The sequence below is a fragment of the Flavobacterium sp. N1719 genome (assembly GCF_025947045.1).
GTDB classification, from domain to species: domain Bacteria; phylum Bacteroidota; class Bacteroidia; order Flavobacteriales; family Flavobacteriaceae; genus Flavobacterium; species Flavobacterium stagni.
Genome location: NZ_CP109993.1, coordinates 1,611,963 through 1,636,822, shown reverse-complemented (window position 1 = coordinate 1,636,822; position 24,860 = coordinate 1,611,963). Strand labels below are relative to the sequence as shown.

Annotated in this window: 25 protein-coding genes; 15 read left to right on the top strand and 10 right to left on the bottom strand. The window is 41.5% G+C overall.

Going from position 1 to position 24,860, the window contains the following annotated elements:
• Positions 1–30: 30 nt before the first annotated feature.
• Together OLM45_RS06995 and OLM45_RS06990 are read right to left on the bottom strand one after the other, a co-directional pair.
• Positions 31–327, bottom strand: a complete 297-nt coding sequence (locus OLM45_RS06995; protein WP_264509297.1) for a c-type cytochrome — start codon at positions 325–327, stop codon at positions 31–33.
• Between the two features lie 61 nt (positions 328–388).
• Positions 389–1,321 carry a peptidylprolyl isomerase gene (locus tag OLM45_RS06990; protein WP_264509296.1) on the bottom strand — a complete coding sequence of 311 codons (933 nt, stop codon included), beginning with the start codon at positions 1,319–1,321 and terminating at the stop codon, positions 389–391.
• A gap of 73 nt (positions 1,322–1,394) precedes the next feature.
• Between OLM45_RS06990 and OLM45_RS06985 the strand changes: the two genes are divergently transcribed.
• From OLM45_RS06985 to OLM45_RS06970, 4 genes are all read left to right on the top strand, one after another.
• Positions 1,395–1,844 (top strand): DUF1569 domain-containing protein, encoded by a 450-nt coding sequence (locus OLM45_RS06985; RefSeq protein WP_264509295.1) that lies wholly within the window; start codon positions 1,395–1,397, stop codon positions 1,842–1,844.
• Between the two features lie 55 nt (positions 1,845–1,899).
• On the top strand, positions 1,900–2,577 hold the full coding sequence (gene trmD, locus OLM45_RS06980) for a tRNA (guanosine(37)-N1)-methyltransferase TrmD (protein WP_264509294.1): 678 nt from the start codon (positions 1,900–1,902) through the stop codon (positions 2,575–2,577).
• A gap of 159 nt (positions 2,578–2,736) precedes the next feature.
• The gene (rplS, locus tag OLM45_RS06975; RefSeq protein ID WP_129460764.1) at positions 2,737–3,087 is read left to right on the top strand and encodes a 50S ribosomal protein L19; all 351 of its coding nucleotides are present in this window, start codon (positions 2,737–2,739) and stop codon (positions 3,085–3,087) included.
• 216 nt (positions 3,088–3,303) lie between these two features.
• Positions 3,304–4,527 carry an NADP-dependent isocitrate dehydrogenase gene (locus OLM45_RS06970; protein ID WP_129460763.1) on the top strand — a complete coding sequence of 408 codons (1,224 nt, stop codon included), beginning with the start codon at positions 3,304–3,306 and terminating at the stop codon, positions 4,525–4,527.
• Between the two features lie 50 nt (positions 4,528–4,577).
• Here the strand turns inward: OLM45_RS06970 and OLM45_RS06965 are convergent, their stop codons facing one another.
• Positions 4,578–5,288 carry a hypothetical protein gene (locus OLM45_RS06965; protein ID WP_264509292.1) on the bottom strand — a complete coding sequence of 237 codons (711 nt, stop codon included), beginning with the start codon at positions 5,286–5,288 and terminating at the stop codon, positions 4,578–4,580.
• 126 nt (positions 5,289–5,414) lie between these two features.
• On the opposite strand from OLM45_RS06965, the gene OLM45_RS06960 reads away from it, so the two are divergent.
• From OLM45_RS06960 to OLM45_RS06935, 6 genes are all read left to right on the top strand, one after another.
• Entirely contained in the window at positions 5,415–7,784 is a 2,370-nt protein-coding gene (locus OLM45_RS06960) for a TonB-dependent receptor (RefSeq protein WP_264509291.1), read from the top strand.
• A gap of 4 nt (positions 7,785–7,788) precedes the next feature.
• Complete coding sequence (locus OLM45_RS06955) at positions 7,789–8,607, top strand: DUF4249 domain-containing protein (RefSeq protein ID WP_264509289.1); 819 nt, start codon at positions 7,789–7,791, stop codon at positions 8,605–8,607.
• A gap of 92 nt (positions 8,608–8,699) precedes the next feature.
• Positions 8,700–9,362: a thiamine diphosphokinase gene (locus OLM45_RS06950; RefSeq protein WP_264509288.1), complete on the top strand. Its 663-nt coding sequence runs from the start codon at positions 8,700–8,702 to the stop codon at positions 9,360–9,362.
• A 227-nt stretch (positions 9,363–9,589) separates the two neighbouring features.
• Positions 9,590–11,590 (top strand): excinuclease ABC subunit UvrB, encoded by a 2,001-nt coding sequence (uvrB, locus tag OLM45_RS06945; RefSeq protein WP_264509287.1) that lies wholly within the window; start codon positions 9,590–9,592, stop codon positions 11,588–11,590.
• Positions 11,591–11,619: 29 nt separating this feature from the next.
• Positions 11,620–12,435: a hypothetical protein gene (locus tag OLM45_RS06940; RefSeq protein WP_264509286.1), complete on the top strand. Its 816-nt coding sequence runs from the start codon at positions 11,620–11,622 to the stop codon at positions 12,433–12,435.
• Between the two features lie 3 nt (positions 12,436–12,438).
• On the top strand, positions 12,439–12,876 hold the full coding sequence (locus OLM45_RS06935; protein ID WP_264509285.1) for a PaaI family thioesterase: 438 nt from the start codon (positions 12,439–12,441) through the stop codon (positions 12,874–12,876).
• A gap of 40 nt (positions 12,877–12,916) precedes the next feature.
• Here the strand turns inward: OLM45_RS06935 and OLM45_RS06930 are convergent, their stop codons facing one another.
• Positions 12,917–13,348, bottom strand: coding sequence for an Hsp20/alpha crystallin family protein (locus tag OLM45_RS06930; RefSeq protein ID WP_264509283.1), 432 nt, complete (start codon positions 13,346–13,348; stop codon positions 12,917–12,919).
• A 149-nt stretch (positions 13,349–13,497) separates the two neighbouring features.
• Positions 13,498–13,899, bottom strand: a complete 402-nt coding sequence (locus OLM45_RS06925; RefSeq protein WP_264509282.1) for a TerB family tellurite resistance protein — start codon at positions 13,897–13,899, stop codon at positions 13,498–13,500.
• A gap of 44 nt (positions 13,900–13,943) precedes the next feature.
• Here OLM45_RS06925 and OLM45_RS06920 point away from each other — a divergent pair, with 44 nt between their 5' ends.
• The 4 genes from OLM45_RS06920 (at position 13,944) to OLM45_RS06905 (ending at position 16,700) form a co-directional block, all read left to right on the top strand.
• Positions 13,944–14,750, top strand: coding sequence for an alpha/beta hydrolase (locus OLM45_RS06920; protein WP_264509281.1), 807 nt, complete (start codon positions 13,944–13,946; stop codon positions 14,748–14,750).
• A gap of 185 nt (positions 14,751–14,935) precedes the next feature.
• Complete coding sequence (locus OLM45_RS06915) at positions 14,936–15,340, top strand: DUF1456 family protein (RefSeq protein ID WP_264509280.1); 405 nt, start codon at positions 14,936–14,938, stop codon at positions 15,338–15,340.
• Between the two features lie 92 nt (positions 15,341–15,432).
• Positions 15,433–15,636 (top strand): DUF2892 domain-containing protein, encoded by a 204-nt coding sequence (locus OLM45_RS06910; protein WP_264509279.1) that lies wholly within the window; start codon positions 15,433–15,435, stop codon positions 15,634–15,636.
• A 92-nt stretch (positions 15,637–15,728) separates the two neighbouring features.
• Positions 15,729–16,700 (top strand): ThuA domain-containing protein, encoded by a 972-nt coding sequence (locus tag OLM45_RS06905; protein ID WP_264509277.1) that lies wholly within the window; start codon positions 15,729–15,731, stop codon positions 16,698–16,700.
• 210 nt (positions 16,701–16,910) lie between these two features.
• Here OLM45_RS06905 and sucC read toward each other — a convergent pair whose 3' ends face one another.
• A complete protein-coding gene (gene sucC / locus OLM45_RS06900; protein WP_264509276.1) occupies positions 16,911–18,104 on the bottom strand; it encodes an ADP-forming succinate--CoA ligase subunit beta in 1,194 nt (397 codons plus the stop codon).
• Between the two features lie 339 nt (positions 18,105–18,443).
• Here sucC and lysA point away from each other — a divergent pair, with 339 nt between their 5' ends.
• On the top strand, positions 18,444–19,649 hold the full coding sequence (gene lysA / locus OLM45_RS06895) for a diaminopimelate decarboxylase (protein WP_264509275.1): 1,206 nt from the start codon (positions 18,444–18,446) through the stop codon (positions 19,647–19,649).
• 35 nt (positions 19,650–19,684) lie between these two features.
• Here the strand turns inward: lysA and OLM45_RS06890 are convergent, their stop codons facing one another.
• The 4 genes from OLM45_RS06890 to OLM45_RS06875 form a co-directional block, all read right to left on the bottom strand.
• Positions 19,685–20,593: a YitT family protein gene (locus OLM45_RS06890; RefSeq protein ID WP_264509274.1), complete on the bottom strand. Its 909-nt coding sequence runs from the start codon at positions 20,591–20,593 to the stop codon at positions 19,685–19,687.
• 78 nt (positions 20,594–20,671) lie between these two features.
• The gene (gene pafA / locus OLM45_RS06885; protein WP_264509273.1) at positions 20,672–22,279 is read right to left on the bottom strand and encodes an alkaline phosphatase PafA; all 1,608 of its coding nucleotides are present in this window, start codon (positions 22,277–22,279) and stop codon (positions 20,672–20,674) included.
• Position 22,280: 1 nt separating this feature from the next.
• A complete protein-coding gene (locus OLM45_RS06880) occupies positions 22,281–23,219 on the bottom strand; it encodes an NAD(P)H-dependent flavin oxidoreductase (RefSeq protein ID WP_264509272.1) in 939 nt (312 codons plus the stop codon).
• A 10-nt stretch (positions 23,220–23,229) separates the two neighbouring features.
• On the bottom strand, positions 23,230–24,828 hold the full coding sequence (locus OLM45_RS06875) for a S8 family serine peptidase (RefSeq protein ID WP_264509271.1): 1,599 nt from the start codon (positions 24,826–24,828) through the stop codon (positions 23,230–23,232).
• Positions 24,829–24,860 lie beyond the last annotated feature (32 nt).

Sequence of the window (24,860 nt, the reverse complement as noted above, 5' to 3'; positions counted from 1 at the left end):
CATTACTTTCGGATTTTTTTATGCTACTTATTATTCAGCTCCTGAGGTCAGGTAATTGTATATTTTCATGCCTTGTTCATCACTCAAACGGGCTTTCTTTTGCATTCTAGACACAATCGGTTTCCAAGCCTCAGCATTGTAATCCGTCGGTTTGTACAATTGGTGACAACGGGCACAACTGCCTTCGTATAAACTTTTTCCTTCAGCCAATTCTGGCGTTAATTCTTTTTTAGGAGCGGGCTTAGCTGCTTCTGGCGCTGATTTGCTCGAACCGCAGGCATAGACGAAACCTGCAACTACAGCCAAAGCAAGTACTTTTGTTTTCATATTTATTAGTTTTGGTAAGTAAAACTACACAAAAAAAGCAGTCCGAAGACCGCTTTTTCATTTATTTAACATCCATCAATTCGACATCAAAAACCAAGATGGCATCCGGTGGAATTACCCCTCCTGCGCCAGCAGAACCGTATCCAATATGTGGTGGAATCACAAAACGGGCTTTATCCCCTACTTGCAATAAAGCAATGCCTTCATCCCAACCTTCAATTACATAACCTTTTCCTAATGGGAATTCGATGGGTTTTTTACGTCCATACGAACTATCGAATACCTTCCCATTATCCAAAGCGCCGGTATAATGAACCGAAACAGTTCTTCCTTTTTCAGCTTGTTTGCCATTTCCTTTTTGGATAATTTGGTAACGTAAACCGCTTTCCGTTTTTTGGAAACCAGCCGCTAATTTTTCAATTGCCGCTTCTGCTTTTTGTTTGGCTTCTTCCAAACGCTTCACGCGCGAACCTTCAAACACACGAAAGGCTTCAATCGCATTCCATTTTTGGGCTTCCTCGCCTTCGCGAATGATTTCAATACTATCAATCAAATCGTTTTGTTGAATCGCATCAACCACATCCTGTCCTTCTACCACATGTCCGAATACAGTATGTTTACCGTCCAACCATGGTGTTGCAACGTGTGTGATAAAAAATTGGGAGCCATTGGTTCCAGGACCTGCATTCGCCATAGACAATACGCCCGGACCGCTGTGCACTAAATCGGGATGAAACTCATCATCAAATTTATATCCCGGTCCGCCCGAACCAATTCCTTGTGGACAACCTCCTTGTACCATAAAGTCAGGAATCACACGGTGAAATTTTAATCCATCATAATAGGGCTTGCCCATCGGACGTGCGTCATTTTCCAATTGACCTTCTGCTAAACCTACGAAGTTCCCCACCGTACCCGGTGTTAAATCGTGGGTTAATTTCACTAAAATAGCACCGCGAGAGGTGTTGAATTTAGCATATATTCCGTTTTCCATTGTGTTTTTTATTTGAATTGCGGGGCAAAGGTAAACTTATTCTTTTAACTTTGAAACACCAAACCAAAACACCATGCCTTCTATTTTTAATCCCGATGACAACCAACAAATGGTTGCGCGTATTCAACAACTCACCCCTGAATCGAAAGCCCTTTGGGGAAAAATGAGCGTGGACCAAATGTTTGTGCATTGCTCCAAAGCCATTGATGTGGCCTTTAATACAATCCTTTTAAAGGTGAATTTCATATTCAAACTGTTGGGACGACTTTTAAAAAACAAAGTCATTGTGAAAGGGGAATTATCCAAAAACAGTCCGACAGCCAAAGAATTTGTCATCACCGAACATTCCGATTTCCAAGAAGCCCAAACGGCATTGATTTCGAGAATTCAACGATTTGCAAATGAGGGTCCGACCTGCATACAGCTCCACAATCACCCTTTTTGGGGCCCACTTACTATCGACGAATGGGATATGTTGATGTGGAAACATTTGAATCACCATTTGGAACAATTTGGCGTGTAAAAAAAACATTGCTTCGTCACGTTCAGGTTGTGTACCTTTGCCCCAAAATTGAGTTATGCGCATTGATATCGTTACCGTTTTACCCGAATTACTCCGCAGTCCGTTTGAAGCGTCTATCATGAAACGTGCTATTGACAAAGGATTAGTGGAAGTCCATTTTCACAACCTTCGCGATTATACCACCAATAAATACAAAAGTGTGGACGATTATCCGTATGGAGGCGGGGCCGGAATGGTGATGATGATCGAACCCATCGATAAATGCATCACCCAATTAAAAAGTGAGCGCAACTACGACGAAATCATTTACATGACCCCCGACGGAGAAACCTTAAACCAAGGTATGGCCAATGCAATGTCGTTGTATGAGAACATCATCATTCTTTGTGGGCATTATAAAGGAGTCGATCAAAGGGTACGCGACCATTTTATCACCAAAGAAATTTCCATTGGCGATTATGTGTTGTCGGGGGGCGAATTGGGAGCCATCATTCTCTCGGATGCGCTGATTCGTTTGATTCCAGGTGTTCTGAGTGATGAAACTTCAGCATTGACCGATAGTTTTCAAGACAATTTACTCTCTCCTCCCATTTATACGCGTCCTGCCGATTATAACGGTTGGAAAGTTCCGGAGGTTTTATTAAGTGGCCATGCTGCAAAAATTGATGAATGGCGGGAGGAAAAAGCGTTCGAACACACCAAAAACCGCCGACCCGATTTACTTGATCGCTAAGCAATTAGCACTTGGATTAAAAAAATACACGAGTGCCCAAAAAATTTACAATACTCCGTTATTTAATTTAAAATAATTAATTACATTTGCACCCGCATTGGACCAACCTCTGACGAGAATCGTGAATGTTGCTCTGACTAAACCATAAAACGTTTTACAATGGCAGATTTATTAAAATTCGTTCAAGACGAATTCGTTGCAAAAAAAGATTTCCCTGAGTTCGGAGCAGGTGATACCATCACTGTGTACTACGAAATTAAAGAGGGTGAAAAAACAAGAACACAGTTCTTTAAAGGTGTAGTAATCCAACGCAAAGGTGCTGGTGTTACTGAAACTTTTACTATCCGTAAAATGTCAGGTGCTGTAGGTGTTGAGCGTATCTTCCCTTTAAACATGCCTGCTTTACAAAAAATTGAAGTAAACCAAAGAGGTAAAGTTCGTAGAGCACGTATCTTCTACTTCCGTGAGCTTACAGGTAAAAAAGCTAAAATCAAAGAAAGAAGAAGATAATCTTCATTCTGAAGCTATAAAAGGGTCCCGATTTTTACATCGGGACTTTTTTTTTGAAAAAAAATTACGCTTCAAATTATCAATTTTCTATTTTTCAAACCTTTAAATCACAAATTCGTAATTCAATCGTTTTCGCTAGCAAAATTCATGCTCCTTCGGGCGTATCTTCTTATATTTGTGGGATTTTGTTTAATTACGCAAACTAAAACTTTTAATATGGCAAAAATTAAAGTGGCTAATCCAGTTGTCGAATTGGATGGCGATGAAATGACACGAATTATCTGGAGTTTTATTAAAGAACAACTGATTTTACCTTACCTTGATCTAGACATCAAATATTATGATTTAGGCATCGAACACCGAGATGCGACCAATGACCAAGTGACAATTGATGCAGCAGAAGCCATCAAACAATACAATGTTGGTATTAAATGTGCAACCATCACTCCGGATGAAGCACGTGTGGAAGAATTCAAGTTAAAAGAAATGTGGAAATCACCCAACGGCACGATTCGTAATATCGTGGGAGGAACAGTTTTCCGCGAACCAATTATCATGAGTAACGTACCGCGTTATGTTCAAGGTTGGACCCAACCTATAGTTATTGGACGTCACGCCTTTGGGGATCAATACAAAGCTACCGATAAAGTAATCAAAGGAAAAGGGAAATTAACCATGTCGTTTACCGATGAAAACGGTGAAACAACTTCTTGGGAAGTTTTCAACTTTAAAAATGACGGTGTGGCGATGTGTATGTACAATACCGATGAATCGATCTACGGTTTTGCGCACTCTTCCTTCCAAATGGCGTTAACTAAAAAATGGCCGTTATACCTTTCTACTAAAAATACCATCTTAAAAGCATACGATGGACGTTTCAAAGATATTTTTGAAGAAGTTTACCAACAACATTACAAAGCACAATTTGAAGCATTAGGTATTGTTTACGAACACCGTCTAATTGACGACATGGTGGCTTCAGCAATGAAATGGAACGGAGGTTTCGTTTGGGCATGTAAAAACTACGACGGCGACGTTCAATCAGATACAGTAGCTCAAGGATTCGGTTCGTTAGGATTGATGACTTCGGTTTTGGTTACTCCTGACGGAAAAACTGTAGAAGCAGAAGCGGCTCACGGTACAGTTACACGTCACTATAGACAACACCAACAAGGCAGAAAAACTTCAACCAACCCTATCGCATCGATTTTTGCATGGACACGTGGTTTGGAGCACCGTGGTAAGTTAGACAACAACCAAGAATTAATCAACTTCTGTCATGCTTTGGAAGCCGTATGTATCGAAACGGTAGAAAGTGGTAAAATGACAAAAGACTTGGCGATGTTGGTAAAACCTGAAGGACTTACCGATGCCGATTACTTAACAACTGAAGATTTCTTACAGACCTTGAAAGTGAATTTGGATGCTAAACTAGCGTAAATTTCATTTTAATTACATAAAAAAAGGCAGTTAGTAGTTAACTGCCTTTTTTATTTTTTTGGAGTAGCATTCGACTGATCCATTTTTTCTACGTATTCAACTTGCAATCGGGCCTTGTACCCGATTCCTAAATTCCAATATTTCTGCGAAAACAAAGTTCCATTGGCATCATAGAAATTATACTGTCCGGTGTTGGGTGAGAGTTCGCCGTAATTCAACGCTTCAATTTCAATAATGTTCATCCCTGGATTCAATTCCACGGTGAATTTTTGAAAATCATCTCTAAGAATAATGGAGGGATTCACCAAAACGCCATTCAACCACACCCGAATATTATCGCCATCAATCAATCCATAATCGCGATTGGCTAATTCAATGGTTTTGGTAAACACTATCGCCTTTCCCAAATCCATGTCGCGGTTGAATAGTTCCGGACTAACCCCTTCTTCTTTCAATTGATTGTTAAAACGGTCTGTATAGAGCTCAGATGGATTTCGAGGCGCTTCGTATTGTTTATCGGGTATGTCACCAATTTTTGGAATCTGTGGCATACTTTGAAAGATAATATCATCCGAAGTCTTCGCTTTGGGAGTATTCAATTTAAAAGCTGGTACAACCGTTGGCGTGGTAGCCACGTCAGCTTTCTTTTTGGCTAATTTATCGGGAACCGCTTTAATCTGAATCTTCTTCCGACGGGATTCCAATTGGGACCATCCGGAAAAAGTGATTAGTAAAGCAATTAGCAATAAGCGGCTTTTCATGCGAGAATTTTGAGTAAAATTAGAAGTAAATCAGTTGCACCTTACGAGTTTAACCCTATGTTAACATTCGTCTTGTAACAACCTGTCACTAGATTCGTCAAATTTGCAAAAAATTTCACAAAGACCATGCCTAACTATTTACGATTCGCCTTCATTTTTTGCCTTTTCACCTATGGAATCCACGCGCAAGAAAAATTTACCTTGAGCGGAACCCTTACCGACGAGAAAAACAATGAAACTTTAATTGGTGTCAATATCCTTGTCAAAGGAACCAAATCATTTGCCGTAACCAATGAATACGGATTTTATTCGCTCACACTTCCAGCGGCAACTTATGACATCGAATTCAGTTACCTCGGCTATGAAACACAAGTACAAAAAATTGATTTAACGCAAAATCAAAAACTGAATATTCAATTAAAAGAAAAGGGCGAACTCCTAGAAGAAGTAGTAGTCACTTCCAATGACACCAAAAGCAATATTCGAAAACCCGAAATTAGTGTCAACAAGCTCACTACCGCAACCATCAAACAAATGCCTGTTGTTTTAGGAGAAGTTGATATCATCAAATCGCTTTTATTCCTCCCCGGAGTAACCAATGCAGGTGAAGGGCAATCGGGATTCAACGTGCGCGGTGGTGGCGCCGACCAAAATTTAATTCTCCTCGATGAAGCTACCATCTACAATTCCTCTCACCTTTTTGGCTTTTTCTCTGTATTTAATCCCGACGCCATTAAAGATTTGAAATTATACAAAGGCGGAATTCCGTCCCGCTTTGGTGGTCGCGCATCTTCCGTTTTGGACATCTACCAAAAAGAAGGAAACAGTAAAGGGTTTCACATGAATGGGGGGATCGGACTCATTTCTTCCCGCTTGATGGCGGAGGGGCCGATTCAAAAAGGAAAAGGGTCATTCATCGTTGCCGGTCGCGGTTCGTACGCCCATTTGTTTTTAAAATTATCCAACAACGACAATTCGGCTTACTTCTATGATTTAAACACCAAAATCAATTACAAATTCAATAAAAACAATACGGTTTTTGTTTCGGGCTATTTTGGCCGCGATGTATTTGATATCAACCAAAGTTTTACCAATACCTACGGAAATGCTACCCTTAATTTGCGATGGAACCACTTGTATTCCGATAAACTATTTTCCAATTTATCCCTAATCTACAGCGATTATTACTACGGGTTAAACTTGGATTTTGTCGGATTCAATTGGGACTCGGGAATTAAAAATTATAATCTGAAATACGATTTCCGCCATTACCTCACCGACAAAATCAAATTGTTTTATGGGGTGAATGGGATGTATTACGACTTTAATCCGGGGACTATCGAACCCTCACGCAGTGATTCAGGAATCAATTACCGCCAGTTGGAAAAGAAGTTTGCTTTCGAACCTGCCGTATATCTCAGTGCCGAACAAAAGATAGGCGACCGTTTGAATATTGAATACGGTTTCCGTTACAGTTGGTTCTACCGTTTGGGAAGCTCAACGCTAAATCTTTATGCCAACAACAATCCAGTGACCTTCGACAACGAGTTAAAAATTTATGAAAAAGCCACGCCTATTGGTACGAAATACTACGGCTCCAATAAAATCATGGCTGACTATAACAATCTCGAACCGCGTTTAGCTTTGTCCTATGAATTGACATCGAAGAGTTCGATAAAACTTGGCTACAACCGCATGGTTCAATACCTGCAATTGGTTTCCAATACCGCATCGCCCACACCCTTAGACGTTTGGACGCCCAGCGATCAATACATCAAACCTCAAATTGCCGATCAAATTGCCTTGGGGTATTTTTCCAATTTAAACGACGATAACTACTCCCTCGAAGTGGAAACCTTTTATAAAAAAGTCAAAAACCGCATGGATTATATTGATGGTGCCGACTTGATTGCGAACGAAGCGATTGAGCAAGTGATTCTCAATGGAGAAATGCGCTCGTACGGTCTTGAGGTGCTTTTCCGAAAAAACACCGGAAACTGGACCGGATGGATCGCTTACACCTTATCCAAATCCGAACAACGCACTCCCGGTAGAGCGCCAGGTGAAACCGGCATCAACAATGGTCAATGGTACCGCTCGGGCTATGACAAACGTCACAATCTAGCCCTTACTTCTACCTATAAATATTCCAAAAAATGGAGCTTTGGTGCCAACTTTGTCCTGCAAACCGGACAGCCGGTAACCTATCCCAACGGGCAATATACTTATTTAGGAATCACCGTTCCAAGCTACGGAACCCGAAATGAAAACACATTGCCATTGTACCACCACTTGGACGTTTCTGCCACGTTAACACCGAAACAAACCCGTAAAAAATGGTCGGGTGAATGGGTATTCAGTATTTATAATTTGTACGGACGTAAAAATGCTGCCAGCATCAGTTTTCGTCAAAATCAAGATAGCGGACAAAATGAAGCGGTTCGCTTATCCATTTTCGGACTTGTGCCTTCGGTAACCTATAACTTTAAATTTTAATTCCATGAAAAAATATATTTCACTTTTCGTTTTAGCTTTAATGTTCATTAGTTGTGAAGATGTGGTCAACGTCGACTTAGAAACGGCTGCCCCTAAATTGGTAATTGATGCCAATATTCTTTGGAATAAAGGCACCGTTGGGAACGAACAAACCATCAAACTCTCCACTACAACAGGTTATTACAACACCGAAACGCCAAAAGTGTCAGGCGCTACCGTTTACATCACCAATTCAACGAATACCATCTTCCCGTTTGTGGAAACAGTACCCAATTCAGGTGAATACAAATGCTCGACCTTCGTACCCGTTATCAATGAAAATTACACCTTAACTGTGCAATACAACGGCATGACCTATCGCGCCACTGCCCCGTTATTGGCAACGCCTACGATTGACAACGTGCAACAAACCACCGTTCAAGGTTTTGGTGGAGACGAAATTCAGGTAAAATTCTTTTACCAAGACAATGGTGCCGAAGACAATTTCTATTTGGTTGGTGCCAAAAATTCATTGCTCGCCATTCCCGAATACGGCGTGATCTCCGATGAGTTTTTCCAAGGCAACCAAATGTTCGGATTCTACACCAACGAAAACCTGGAAGCCAATGTGCAACTGCATTTCAAACTCATGGGCATCACAGAACGGTATTACAATTACATGAACAAACTGTTGAATATCGCCGGAAACCAAGGCGGGAGTCCGTTTTCTACACCCCCGGCTACCCTGCGCGGTAACATCATCAACCAAACCGACGAAAACAATTATCCCCTTGGCTATTTCCATTTGTCTGAAATTGATGAAGTGGATTATACCGTGGAATAACCAATATATTGAGAAGTTATTTGAATTTAATTTTTAATTTTGAGCTAATCCCAAATTCATAATTCATAATTTATAACTCATAATTATTCATCATGTCTTCCCACCACATCGTTCGTGACGACCAAGAACCAGCCTTAATCATCGCCAACGGCGCGGCTTGTTCTATCGAACTCATGAATCAATTGCTGGAATGGCAACCGCTGGTGATCGTACTCGATTCGGCGATGGAGCGGGTGGTCGAACTCGAAATTAAAGTCGATGTGTTGTTGGGCGACTTCGACCGCGACTTTGACCCCAATTCGTACAAAGAAAAACAATACCCGTTGGAAATCGTTCCTACCCCCGATCAAGACAAAACGGATTTGGAAAAAGCCTTCGATTATTTGATTGCACGCGGCCACAAAGCCGTCAACGTCATTTGGGCAACCGGACGTCGCATCGATCATACCTTGCACAATTTGACGATTTTGGCCCATTACCGTGACCGACTCAAAATTGTGGTTTTGGATGATCATTCCAAAGCATTCATCATTCCGAGCCACTACCAAAAATGGTACCCCAAAAACACTATCCTGTCATTATTACCCATTGGAACTGTTGAAAACATTAGCACTACCAATTTATTTTATCCTTTGGAGCAGGAAAACCTGCAGTTGGGTTACCGCACAGGGAGTAGCAACCATGTCGCCGAAGACGGCATCGTGACCATTACCCACGAAACGGGCGATTTGCTGTTGGTGGAGTCCATGGACTAACGGGCGAAAAGTCTTTTTTTTGAATAAGGAGCAGCCCTTTCAAGTCCTTATCACCTGCCTTCCCGCTGTCCGCTTTATCCCTTCACTGCGTTACGGGGATACCGCTTCCCATCGGGGCTAAATATCAAGTGCCTTTTTCTAAAAATCGTTTCTTGATTCCCCCATTTTCACGCGAATTATTCGTTATTTTTGTTCTTCCTTTCCATCAAAATTAAGTGACTACGGCTATGAGATTCCAAGTTATTTCCGAATACCAACCCACAGGCGACCAACCCCAGGCGATTAAAAAATTAGCCGCCGGAATTGAAGCCGAGGAAAAGTACCAAACCCTCCTCGGAGTGACGGGTTCGGGAAAAACATTCACCATCGCTAATGTGGTGCAAGAAGTGCAGCGTCCAACTTTGGTTTTAGCACACAACAAAACCTTGGCCGCGCAATTGTACTCGGAATTCAAGCAATTTTTCCCCAACAATTCGGTGCAGTATTTCGTTTCCTATTACGACTACTACCAACCCGAAGCCTATATTCCCGTCACAGGAACTTACATTGAAAAGGATTTATCCATCAATGAAGAACTGGAGAAACTGCGCTTGAGCACTACATCCGCTTTACTCTCGGGTCGACGCGATGTGTTGGTAGTCGCCTCGGTTTCTTGCTTATACGGTATCGGAAATCCGGTCGAGTTTCAAAAAAATGTGATTTCCATTCACCGCGACCAAACGATTTCCCGAACCAAATTACTGCATCGCTTGGTGCAAAGTTTGTATGCGCGCACGGAAGCCGACTTTACGCCAGGAACCTTCCGCATCAAAGGCGATACGGTAGAAATTTTCCCCAGCTACGCCGACGATCCCTTTCGCATCCATTTCTTTGGAGACGAGATTGAAGAAATTGAATGTTTTGATGTCCAAAGTTCGAAAGTCATTGAACGCTACGACAAATTGAATATCTATCCCGCGAATATGTTTGTGACCTCTCCTGATGTGTTGCAATCTGCGATTTGGGATATCCAACAAGACTTGGTTAAACAGGTCGATTATTTTAAAGAAATTGGGAAACACCTCGAAGCCAAACGCTTGGAAGAACGCACCAATTTCGATTTGGAAATGATACGCGAATTGGGCTATTGCTCCGGTATTGAAAATTATTCGCGCTATTTGGATCGCCGCCAACCCGGAACGCGTCCGTTCTGTTTGCTCGATTATTTTCCAGAAGACTTTTTAATGGTCGTCGACGAAAGTCACGTGACAATTTCGCAAGTCCACGCCATGTACGGTGGCGACCGCAGCCGTAAAGAAAACTTGGTCGAATACGGTTTTCGACTCCCCGCAGCCATGGACAACCGTCCGCTGAAATTTGAGGAATTCGAATCCTTGCAAAACCAAGTCATTTATGTGTCGGCAACACCCGCAGATTATGAATTGCAAAAATCGGAAGGCGTTTATGTGGAGCAAATTATCCGCCCAACAGGTTTGCTAGATCCCATTATCGAAATTCGTCCGAGTCTCAACCAAATCGACGACTTGATCGAAGAAATCCAACAACGCTGCGAATTGGATGAACGCACCTTGGTTACTACGTTGACCAAACGTATGGCTGAAGAATTAACGAAATACTTGACGAAAGTATCCATTCGTTGCCGTTATATTCACAGTGATGTCGATACCTTGGAACGGGTAGAAATCATGCAAGATTTGCGCAAAGGTATGTTTGATGTGTTGATTGGGGTGAACTTACTCCGTGAGGGATTGGACTTGCCCGAAGTTTCTTTAGTGGCCATTTTGGATGCCGACAAAGAAGGCTTCTTGCGCAGTCACCGTTCGCTAACCCAAACCGTGGGTCGGGCTGCACGTAACGTAAACGGTAAAGCCATTATGTATGCCGACAAGATTACCGATTCGATGCAGAAAACCATCGATGAAACCAACTACCGTCGGGAAAAACAAATGAATTACAATAGTAAACACAACATCACGCCACAAGCACTCAATAAAAAACTAAGCAATCCATTGACCAAAAATCAACTGGGCGGCACTTACAATTACGAGGAAGTCATTCAAAAAGCAGCCGAACCCAAAACGGAATATTTATCCAAATCGGAAATCGAAAAACGCATTCGCGACACCCGAAAAGAAATGGAAAAAGCAGCTAAAGAATTGGATTTCATGCAAGCTGCCAAATTACGGGATGCTATTAAAGTCTTGGAAACCCAATTGGCCAAAGTATAATATTTTTCAAATCGAAACGTTTTTGTTTCATGAAAAATCTATGTATCCTTCTACTCGCCTTTTCTAGTTTTGGTCAAACTAAATTCCAAATTTTAGATTCCATTACCCGTCAACCGGTAAGCTATGCCAACATTTGGAATGATAAACAAATTATTCGAAATTCTGACTCTTTGGGGAATTTTGAAGCGTCCATTGCCGACAAAAAACCATTAAAAATTACGGCTATTGGATATCAAGAAAAAGTATTTCAAACCAATCAAAATCCCATACTACTGCAACCTGTTCCGTATCTTCTCGATGAAGTTGTTATTCGTAAACCTAAAAATACGAATCCAACGGTTGTATCGAAATCGAGTCGAAAAGGTCAAGCCTTATTTGTTCAATACGATGCAAAATCGGTTAGTGTAGTGAAATTTATTAAAGGAGAATCCACACAAAAATTTTTAAAATCGATCGCCTTTTATACACAAACGAGTTCGAACAACCGTAAAATTGCGCTGATCTTTTACAGCGTAAATGAAAAAGGGGAACCGGGCGAACTTTTAAACACCGAAACTGTGGTTTGTAATTTAAAAAAAGGGACAAAAGAAACGCGGGTGGATCTTGTGGACTATGCGATTGAACTTCCTAAAGAAGGTATTTATGTGGGACTCCAACATTTATTAATTGAAGACAATAAAATGTACTCGCAAGATAAAAATGCCACACCACTTTCTTTTTTCTATGAACCCGGACTGTATTTTTCAGAGGAAACCGACATTAAAGATTCTTGGTGTTTTTATGATGAAAAATGGAAATTATATCCCACTCGTTCCTTAAATTTAGGCGTTGAATTAACGGACTAATAGATGAACGAAACCCATTACCGCAAACTAGAAAACATGTACCATTCGGGGCCGATTAACCAAAAAAGCTATCCCGATGTGCAACTTACGGTATCCGAAGGTCGGGCTGAAATTTCACTTACGGTACAACCCGATTATTTTCATGCGGGCCAATCGCTCCACGGTTCGGTCTACTTTAAAATGCTAGACGATGCCGCCTATTTTGCTGTCAATTCCCAGATCACCGATAGTTTTGTGTACACGACCTCATTTCATATCCAAATTTTACGTCCGGTGAAAGCAGGCGTAATAACAGCCATCGGGACGGTGCAATTTGTATCGCGGAATTTATTTATTGGTGATGCAATTTTATACGATAACAAAGGTCGCGAAGTCGCTCGCGGAACGGGTAACTTTATGAAAAGTGGCTTGGCGTTGGATGAAAGTTTGGGCTACCAATAAAAAAAGCACCCCGAAGGATGCTTTTGTACGCTATTTTATATTAACCGATTTCAATCAATCGTTTGGGTTTGGGTAAAGCTTCCTCGCGTTTGGGCAAAGTAATGTGTAACACCCCATTTTCATAATTAGCCTGAATGGCATCGGTATTCACGCTTTCGGGTAAGGTGAAGGAACGCTTGAAGGAAGAATAACTAAACTCTCTGCGGGTGTAGCGCCCTTCGTTTTGCGTTTCTTGAGATTGTGCTTTTGTTTCTGAGGAAATCGTCAATACATTCAAATCAATTTCAATGTTAAAATCGGATTTGTTTTTTCCAGGAGCGGCCAATTCGATCCCAAAAGCAGTTTCAGTTTCTTTAATGTTTACGGCAGGAACGTTTGCCCCAAAATTTTGCATTCCTCCCATCCAATCGGGTTTGAAAAATTCATCAAAAACAGATGGAAAACTCACGGCATTTCTTTTTACAAGTGTCATATCTTTTCTTTTTTAATTAAACATTTTTAAAAGGATAATTCACTCTAGACAAAGAATAGACCACTACCCAAAAAAAGTCATTTTGACATTTTTTGTTACGAGAAAAAAGAAATTTTGACCGATTTAAGAAAACCTTAACTGACTAATTTTCAGTTATGTTGCTCTTGAAAGACTTCGAGTAAGAAATTGGGATCAATCATGCGCGTGGGCGAATCTTCCATGGCTTTCAATACGCGTTTAATCGCATGGGGGTTGAGTCCCATATTAATCCCGATTTCCCGAATTTTAATTTGTTCGCGTTCGTGTAGAATTCCGTCACAATGCATCAGTAAGGCTAATCGGTAAAATTGTTGCACACGTTCAAACTCGGATTTGATAATTTCACTGCGGTGTTCTTCGTGGAAAAGTTGGCGCAGTTCCTCTTTGGAAATCCCCAATTCCGTGGCGATGATTGTCAAAAAAGCATATTCGCGTTCATGCAATTCACCATCGACTATGGCAAAGGCAATCATATCGGACAATAAACTGATTTTTTCGGATTGGGTGTTCATGATTTCCGTATTTTTAGCTAAAATATAAAAAAATCTTAATACCTATGGCTGTCCAAAAAATAGTCGTTTTCCTACTCCTTGTTTTTTCCCTCCCCCATTTTGGGCAAGAAAGTACGGCTTCTCCGCAAGTTCAATCGTTTACCTTAGAAGCGACACAATTGCAAACTACCAAGAAAATTTGGTTATACCTTCCCAAAGATTACACCCAATCGAAGCAACATTATCCTGTGATCTACATGCCCGATGGTCAAAATTTATTTGATGCCAAAACTTCGTATGTGGGCGAATGGAAAATTGACGAAACATTGGACAGTTTGAACGCGCAAGTAATTGTAGTAGGTATCGAACACGGCGGAGAAAAACGACTGGAAGAATTGACGCCTTTTCCCAATGCAAAATACGGCGGAGGCAAAGGCGATGCGTATTTGGTCTTTTTGGTACAAACCTTAAAACCGTATATCGATAGCCATTACCGCACAAAAACCAACGCCAAAAACACCGCGATTTTTGGAAGTTCGCTGGGCGGATTAATGGCGTTTTACGCTTCGATAAAGTATCCTGATGTTTTTGGAAAAGTGGGTTGCTTCTCCCCTGCCTTTTGGATCAATCGCGAACCCTTAAACCAACTACTTGCAGCTACAAAAGAGTACAAAGCGAGAATTTATTTGTTGTGTGGCGATCAAGAAGGCGATGAGGATATGGTCAAAGATATGCAAGCCACTGAATATTGGATCAATACCCAACGCTGTTCGTGTAAAAAAATGAACAAAAGCGTGATAATCAAAGGCGGCCAACATAACGAGAAATTGTGGAGTGTACAGTTTGAAAAAGCGTACCTTTGGCTGTTTTGAATTTAGAATTTAGAATTTAGAATTTAGAATTTAGAATTTAGAATTTAGAATTTAGAATTTAGAATTTAGAGTTTAGATTTTGGAATTTGGAATTTGGAATTTGAGATTTTAGGACTAGCGTTCGTATACTGAACACTGAACACTGAACACTGAATACTGATTACTGTAAACTGATTACTGAAAAGATGAACAACAACGATATCTTTAAAAAACTCCGAGTAGCCTTACAGTTGCGCGATGACCAAATTGTAGAAATATTGGAATTGGTGGATTTTCGTATTTCAAAAGGCGAATTGGGTAACTTTTTCCGGGATACGGAACATCCGAAGTATATGGATTGTGGCGACCAAATTCTACGCAATTTCTTAAACGGATTGATTATCCATTTGCGCGGACCCAAAGACGCGCCTAAGAATCCGCTGGAGGTGATTGCCACACACAAAAAGACACCGCCCAAGAAAGAAGTCAGCGATAAGCCAAAAGGAACAGCTCCCAAATCGTTTGGCAAAAAACCAGCTAAGAAATTCAATGCCAAACCGGTTGTTGTGGAGAAAGTAAACTACAAAAACGGCAAGAAGAAAGAAAAGTAACACTTTCTTTCCCAACGGTTTGTAACCTAGGTCACGTTTTCCTGTTTTTTATACGGTTACCTTTACTGTGACAATTTAAAAAAACAAAAACGATGAAAAAAAATATGGGTTTTGCAGACCGTGCGATTCGATTAATCATTGCAGCTGCGTTGGTTTTACTTTACAGTAGAGAAGTAATTTCGGGTACTTTAGGAACTATAGGCCTTGTGTTTGCGGGTGTATTTACACTGACTTCTTTGGTAAGTTTTTGTCCGCTCTATACTTTACTCGGATTGAATACGGCCAAAAAAAATTAACAATTTGTGAATAATTTTCACAGAATAGGATTTAAAAATCAGCGGTTTATGCTGATTTTTTTTTATGTTTACACCACTCTAAACAGTACATAATGAAAAAAATCACATTATCTATTTTAGCCGTAGCAGCTTTATTTGCTATTGCCTGCACACAAGAAGAAGCATCCACTTCTTCAACAACTGCAAAAGTGACCACGGGTTCCACTACAACATTGGCCACTACACCCAAAAAATTCTTATTTGACGCGACCAAAGCCGAAACGGCGGGTAATGCGGATTGGATTTTGGATGCCGATTCCACAAATCCACAGCGCATCCCAACTCCGGCACAATCAGGCATTACTGCGACAACGCCTGAAAGTTATTGGCGTGGCGGATTGTCTTCATGGGGCGTTGCCTTAGCAAAATTGGGGCATACTGTAGAAACCTTACCTTCTGGAACAGCGATTACTTATGGAGGAACCGGCGTTCAAGATTTAAAAAATTATGATGTTTATGTGGTTACTGAACCGAATATTCGATTTACAGCGGCAGAAAAAACGGCCATTTTACGATTTGTACAAAACGGTGGCGGTTTGTTTATCATAGGTAACCATAACGGTGCCGACCGTAATAACGATGGCTACGATGCCGTAAAAGTTTGGAACGATTTAATGAGTACCAATACGGTAAAAACCAATCCATTCGGATTTACATTCAATGCGGTTAATATTTCTGAAACGACCACCAATCGCTTAAGTGCGACTACCGATCCTATTTTGAATGGTTCACAAGGTGTGGTTTCCAATTTAAAATTCTCTGCGGGTTCGACCCTAAGTTTGAACACCACGGCAAACACCACCGTGAAAGGATTAATCTGGCGTTCGACTTCAACGCAAGGCACCACGAATGTAATGTGTGCTAGCGCAACATTTGGTACGGGACGTGTTTTTGCGATTTGCGACAGTTCGCCCGCGGATGACGGCACTGGAACACCGGGCGATACGTTGTATCCGGGTTGGACCGAATTGGTATCCCATTCGCGTTTGCACATGAATGCTTCCCTTTGGTTAGCAAAACTATAATAGAAGCACGGTTGCGCTAAGGATAGGAGTGGAAAGCCCGGATGCCGGAGGAACGAAGGCAACGGACTTGCAACGGATAGCCTGACCCTTCGGGGAGCGCCCAAACTATAAAATACAAAACGCCCAGTTTGAAGCTGGGCGTTTTTTTATGCAAAAAAAATCCCGACAACTGGCGTCATCGGGACTTTCGTCACTTTCGTTAATTTATCGTTACGACAAAGCCGCTTTAACTTGATCTGCTGCTTCTTGGAATTGTACTGCCGATAAAATAGGCATTCCAGAGTTGTCGATTAATTCTTTAGCCACCTCAGCATTGGTTCCTTGTAAACGAACAATGATCGGCACTTTGATTTCGTCACCCATATTTTTGTAAGCATCAACAACACCTTGTGCCACACGGTCACAACGTACGATACCCCCAAAAATATTGATTAAAATCGCTTTCACGTTAGGATCTTTCAAGATGATACGGAAGGCCGTCTCCACACGTTTTGCATCGGCAGTTCCACCCACGTCCAAGAAGTTAGCCGGCTCAAAACCTGCATACTTTATCAAGTCCATCGTAGCCATCGCCAATCCAGCACCATTTACCATACAACCTACAGTTCCGTCCAAATCCACGTAGTTTAATCCCGCTTCTTTCGCTTCCACTTCGATCGGATTTTCTTCACGGATGTCACGCATTTCAGCAATCGCAGCTTGACGGTACAACGCGTTATCGTCGATGTTTACTTTGGCATCAACCGCTAAGATTTTGTTATCGGATGTTTTTAATACGGGGTTAATTTCAAACAACGACGCATCGCTGTTGATGTAAGCCGTATATAATGAATCTACGAATTTCACCATTTCTTTGAACGCGTTCCCTGACAACCCTAAGTTGAAGGCGATACGACGCGCTTGGAAACCTTGCAATCCAATATTTGGATCGATTTCTTCGGTGAAAATCAAATGCGGTGTTTTTTCAGCTACTTCTTCAATATCCATCCCACCTTCAGTTGAATACATAATCATGTTTCTTCCTTTGGCACGGTTTAACAATACCGACATGTAGAATTCAGAAACTTCGCTTTCCCCAGGATAGTATACATCTTCAGCAATCAATACTTTGTGTACTTTCTTTCCTTCTGGTGGTGTTTGTGGCGTCACCAACATCATACCGATGATTTGTTCTGAAATCTCAGTAACTTGATCGAGGTTTTTAGCCAATTTCACACCTCCGCCTTTTCCGCGGCCTCCTGCGTGAATTTGTGCTTTCACCACATACCAAGAAGTTCCGGTATCGGCTGTTAATTGTTTGGCAGCTGCTACCGCTTCCACTGGATTATTGGCAACAATACCACGTTGTACGCGAACGCCATATTTTGCGAGAATCTCTTTTCCTTGATATTCGTGTATGTTCATAATAAAGAATAAGTTTAGTTGTATTCGGAACGGGTCCGATATTAAGTGCCACAAATGTAAGTAAATCGACCAAAACAAAAAAGAAATGTATATCAATTTAGTAAGTTTTTTGGAGCTATTTCCCGCTTTCGCCTTTATCTATTTTTTTGGCCCTTAAAAACCGACGAATAGGCCAAAAAAATAGGATATCGGCTCTATCGGGGCTAAAAAAATTCCGTATTCCCAATCCCGCCCCTGCTTTGTTAAAATATTCCTATAAATCGGCTACACGGTTGACTCCCTGCAGGCTATGCGGTATCTTTGCCGCGTATAATTTTAAATTTAATTTTTTTGAACAGCATGCAAACTACTGAGTTACTCGCATTGGCTGAAACCTACGGCTGTCCGCTGTATGTGTATGATGCCCACAAAATCGAATACCAATACCAACGCCTTACCAACGCCTTTTCCAAAGTGGAATCGTTACGCATCAACTATGCAATGAAGGCGTTATCCAACATTTCGATTTTGAAGCTGTTCCGAAAGATGGGGTCTGGACTGGACACCGTTTCGATTCAAGAAGTGCAACTCGGACTCCATGCGGGTTTCACGCCGGATAAAATTATTTTCACCCCCAATGGCGTTTCGTTTGAAGAACTGGAACAAGCGGCGGCTTTGGGTGTACAAATCAACATTGACAATTTATCGGTCTTGGAACATTTTGGTACCAAGCATCCCAAAACGCCGGTGTGTATTCGCATCAATCCGCATGTCATGGCAGGAGGAAACGAGAACATTTCCGTGGGTCATATCGATAGTAAATTTGGAATTTCAATTTATCAAGTGCCGCATATTTTGCGCATCGTTGAAAATACGGGCATGACCATCAACGGCATCCACATGCATACCGGATCGGATATTTTGGATATCGAAGTGTTTTTGTATGCCGCTGAGATTCTTTTTGATACCGCCAAACAATTCAACAACTTGGAATTCCTGGATTTTGGTTCGGGCTTTAAAGTCCCTTACAAAAAAGGCGATATTGAAACGAATATTGAAGAATTGGGAAAAAAATTGACCAAACGCTTTTTGGCCTTCGAAAAAGAATATGGAAAACCGTTGACCTTGGCTTTTGAACCGGGAAAATTCTTGGTGAGTGAAGCGGGGTATTTCTTGGCCAAAGTCAATGTTGTCAAACAAACCACTTCGACTGTATTTGCGGGTATCGATACCGGATTTAACCATTTGATTCGCCCCATGTTTTACGGTTCGTCCCACACGATTGAAAACATTTCCAATCCCAAAGGCAAGGAACGTTTTTATACTGTGGTGGGCTACATTTGTGAAACGGATACGTTTGCCAACAACCGTCGTATCGCCGAAATTAACGAAGGCGATGTGTTGTGTTTTAAGAATGCAGGAGCGTATTGTTTCTCGATGTCGTCCAACTACAATTCGCGTTTTAAGCCGGCTGAAGTTTTATGGAAAGACGGTCAAGGCCACTTGATTCGGGAGCGGGAAACGTTTGAAGATTTACTCCAAAATCAAATTCTTTTGGATATTTAATAAAAAAGGCTGTCGTAACGGACAGCCTTTCGTTTTTAATGCAACGGACGTTTCTTAATCATACCGCCTTTGGTATCTTTTATCGAATGTTGGACAATAAAAGCGCCTTCATCCACTTTTTGAATTTCCAAAACTAATTTGGTGACTTCCAAGCGGGTCACGACACAATACAAAACTTTATTTTCATTGTGGTCGATACCGCGTTTCCCATAGCCGCTTTCCGAATTATAAACTGTAACACCGTGTTGCAAATTATCAATGATTGCTTGTTTGATTTCATCAGCATTACGAGAAACGATAGTTACTCCGATGTATTCTTCGATACCATTGATAATAAAATCCACCGTTTTGGAAGCGGAGAAATAGGTCAACATACTGTACATGGCCGTTTCAACATTGAACAAAAATGCGGCGCAAGCAAACACACCAATATTGAATACCGAAATGAAGTCGCCCACCGTAAGACTCGTTTTTTTACTCACATAAATGGCCAAAACTTCGGTACCGTCAATCACGGCGCCACCCCGAATGGTAAACCCGATTCCGGCTCCTAAGAAAAATCCGCCAAACACGGAAATTAATAGTTTATCGCTGGTGATTACTTTAAAATCGACAAAATGGACGAGCAATGACAAGGCTAAAATAGCGCCCATACTTTTTAAGGCAAACTCCCAGGAGATTTGTTTGGCGCCAATGAAAATAAAAGGCAGATTGATTAATACAATTAATAAAGATAAGTCGACCCCCGTTGCCCGTTCTGTCAATAACGACAATCCCATGGCTCCCCCATCGAGAAAATCATTGGGCAGTAAAAATTGCTTTAACCCGATGGTTGCCATGGTTATCCCAATAGAAATCAGGACAAAGTCTTTGAGGTAGCGTTCAAAAACGAGTTCTTTGATGCGGGTGCTTTCTTTGTATAAGGTTTTAATCAATACTTTCATAGGCTATTATTTTTAGACAAAATACAAAAAAAAGCCCTTTGGAGAAAGGGCTTCAATGCGTTTAACAGGAAATTAATACTAGCGAAACAGTTCGGGCAACACTTCGCATTCCGAGCCGTTGGGAAAGGTAATATTGATTTTTTGACAAACGGTTGGTGCAATTTGCGTGATGAACCGCTTTTCATGGCTCTCCCCTTTTCGGATACCCCAACCGTAGAATAACAACGGGGCGTGGGTATCGTAGGCATAGGGTGTTCCGTGGGAAGTTCCTGTTTTGCCGTACTCGATATATCCCGGTTTATCCAAAACGACCAATTGCCCATTTTCATGAACATCATAACCGCGTGCAACCATTTCTTTGTAATAATCACCGGCACAAAAATGCTCGACTTCCTCCTGCGTATACACGGTTTTTACATGTTCTTGTTCCAACAAAAAGGATTTAAATTGGGACACTACACTTGGGTAATCCAATTGCTTTTCTTTGATTTTTGCCATATCCAAATACACATTGAAATTGGAGTAATTCAACACTAAATCGGCACCAAATGTGTCGGTAGAAAACTTCTTCAAACTGGCTTCTATGGCTTTGTAATCCAAATTTGTCACGTTGTATTTATGATCGTGCATAAACGCAGCATTCTCCGAACACGCATGATCGGCGGTGATAAAAACCATGTACTGATCTTTCCCTACGGTTACATCCAAATAGGCTAGAAAATCGGATAGTGTTTTATCCAAACGTAAATAGGTATCTTGCAATTCCATGGAGCGCGGACCCAAGATATGGCCAACATAATCTGTAGACGAAAAACTGACGGCTAAGAAATCCGTATTTTCATCTTTACCCAATTGTTCTTTGGCGATAGCTAATTTGGCAAAATCGGCTAAATAATCGTTTCCAAAGGGCACTGCTCGCAACACACCTGGATCGTTTTTGGCCACCATCGCTTTTAAATCATAAGGAAATACTGGTTTTTCTACGCCGTATAATTTCCCTTCATAAGGTGAATCATCGGGATCACTTTCGTTATAAGTAGCCAAAGGTTTCATCAAATTCCACCCTTGATTGATGTAATTCATATAGCCTTTTTTAGCATTGAACTCGGTTACCCAGTCGGGTAGTTTTTCACCATAATAATTACTGGAAATAAAACTTCCCGTTTTACTGAACCAAAACGCCCAATTCGCAAAATGTCCGGCGGGCAAAATAGCACCCCGGTCTTTGATACTCATGCCGATGACTTTTCCTTTAAAATTGGTTCCCATGCGTAATTCATCGGTTATTGTTGTGGCCAATAAATTCTTGGGAGACATCAAGCCTTCGGTACCAGCCACTTCACCAAGCGCAGTTACCGAACTATCTTCCGTGCAATATTTTTCTTTTCCTTTGGTGCGACTGAACCACTCGTTACTTACTATTCCATGCACAGAAGGCGTTGTTCCTGTGTAAATACTCGCATGACCCGGCGCGGTATAGGTGGGCATGTAGTTATAATGCGCATTATGGAACGTAAAACCGTTATTCATAATGCGTTTAAAACCCGTCTCCGAAAAATCATTTTGGAAACGGTATAAATATTCCATACGCATTTGATCGACTACGATTCCGACCACTAATTTGGGCCGTTTTTGGGCGAATGCAAGTTGGGACAAAACGATAATCCCAAAAAAGTATTTTTTCATGTTATAAGTGTATGGCTTGTTGTTTTGCCATTTCAAATTCAGAAACAACATCGGTTATTATTTGAGCTACGGGTTTGATCTCATGTATTAATCCGGCGATTTGTCCAATTTCCAATTCGCCTTCTTCTAAATCACCTTCAAACATACCGCGTTTGGCACGAGCCCGACCTAATAAGGTTTTTAAATCATCAACACTCGGACATCGCGCGTACAATGCTTGTAAATCGTGGAAGAATTTATTTTTGATCAAACGAACGGGTGCTAATTCTTTCAACGTGAGAAGTGTATCGCCTTCTTGGGTATTGACTACCGTTTGTTTGAAATTATCGTGAGCCGAACTCTCTTCTGAAGCAACAAAACGACTACCCATTTGCACCCCATCGGCGCCCAGCACCATGGCGGCTAACATTCCTTTTCCGGTAGCGATTCCACCTGCGGCAATTAAGGGCAAATGAATTTGCTCGCGCACCATCGGAATCAAGGTGAGTGTTGTTGTTTCCTCACGTCCGTTGTGGCCTCCGGCTTCAAACCCTTCGGCAACGATGGCGTCTACTCCTGCTTCTTGAGCTTTCAATGCAAACTTGGAACTGCTCACCACGTGGACAACCGTAATGCCGTGTTCTTTTAAAAACGCAGTCCATGTTTTGGGATTCCCCGCCGAAGTAAAGACAATTTTCACACCTTCTTCTACAATGATGTTCATAATTTCTTCAATGTTGGGATACAACATGGGAACATTCACACCAAAAGGTTTGTCCGTCGCTTTTTTGCATTTTTGAATGTGCTCGCGCAAGACATCAGGATACATCGAACCTGCGCCGATAAGGCCTAATCCGCCGGCATTACTTACGGCGCTTGCGAGTTTATAACCCGAATTCCAAATCATTCCACCTTGAATAATTGGATATTGGATGTTAAAAAGTTGGGTAATTCGATTCATAGTTTTCCGGTTATTTTTTAATGATTTTACCGGTTATCATTTGTTGGTTTTGAATTATTTGATAACAATAGATTCCGCTAGGCAATTCGCCAACCTCTATTGCTGTAGTTGAAGGATTGATTTTTTGAGTAAGCACCACTTGTCCCAGTGTGTTGACCAATTGTATCGTTCCCGAATTTTGAAGACCGACAATCGAAAATTCATGGGCAACGGGATTGGGATAGACTCGGAAATTGGTAGGGGTTAAAGCAGTATTTCCTAATGCATTTGTAAGCGCACTATTCAAATCAGGGATTCCATAGCCGTATTGATTGTTGGGCGCTGTATACCGATCGGCCGATTGTTTGACCAAATCCACTACCTGCTGATTGGTTAACTGGGGCACAGCAGCCCATAGACAGGCAATCGAACCTGATAAAATGGGACATGATAGCGAAGTTCCGTTAACATACACCAAATTTCCTTGCGGATTGGAAACGGCAGCACTTACCCCCAAGGCCATGACATCGGGTTTGATGCGTCCGTCGAAACTCGGGCCGATCGAACTAAAACCGGCTTTCACTTCTGCGGCATCTACAGCGCCAACTGCGAGAGCATGCGTGGCTTCTGCGGGAACACCCACATGGGGTTCGGTTGTATTGCCTGAATTTCCAGCACTGATTACAACCACCATTCCTTTACTGAAAGCTACATTTACGCCTTTCGAAGCAAAAGCACTATCGCCTGTCATTTGGGAATAGGTATAACTGTAATTGGTATTTTCGTATTGAAAATAGCCCAATGAACTCGTGATGATATCGGCACCTACACGATCTGCTTCTTCTGCGGCTTGCACCCAATAACTTTCCTCAACCGGATTTTCTTGCGAAACATCTTCGGTCACATACAAATAGTATTGGGCGTTAGGGGCTGTTCCTACCAATTGCCCGTCGACAAATCCACCCATGGACGATAAAACCATCGTACCGTGTTGGTGCAAATCATAGACATTGGTGTTTTGGGAAACGTAATTATAGCCTCCTAAAATCAAATTTTGCGTAAACAGTCTTTGAAAAGGCGCCGCAGTATCGACTCCTAAAAATCCGGAATCCAAAACAGCAATGATTTTTCCTGAACCGGTATAATCCGCTTGGTGCAACAAATGGGTATTCAACATTTGTACTTGCGTGGTGGCGTTTCCATAATTGTAACTGACCTGCACTTCATTGGTTTTTGAAGTAGCCAATGGCTGTGAAGGTTGGCTAGCCTTGGAATTCAATGTTGGATTGGCAAATTCAATATGGTCCACAAATGGTAAGGCTGTTAAAGCTTGTATGTCTTGTACCGAACCCCGCACATGTACACAATTCATCCATTTGGATTGGGCTTTGTATTCAATGCCGTTGGCGTTACTCACCGCATCGATATAGGCTGTTTCAACCGGAACATCGTTAAATGAAAGGGAAATGTTTTGTGCGACTCTTCGGTCCAATGCTCTTTGTGTTAGCATAGACAACGGATTATCCAAATAGGCTTGTGCATTGGGTTTGTCTGTAAAATAAATGCGTGCGTCTTCTTGAGCACTACTCCATTGAACAATAAACAGGAAAATGAAGATAATTTTTCGCATAGCAATGGGACATTGGCTCCCAAAAATACAAA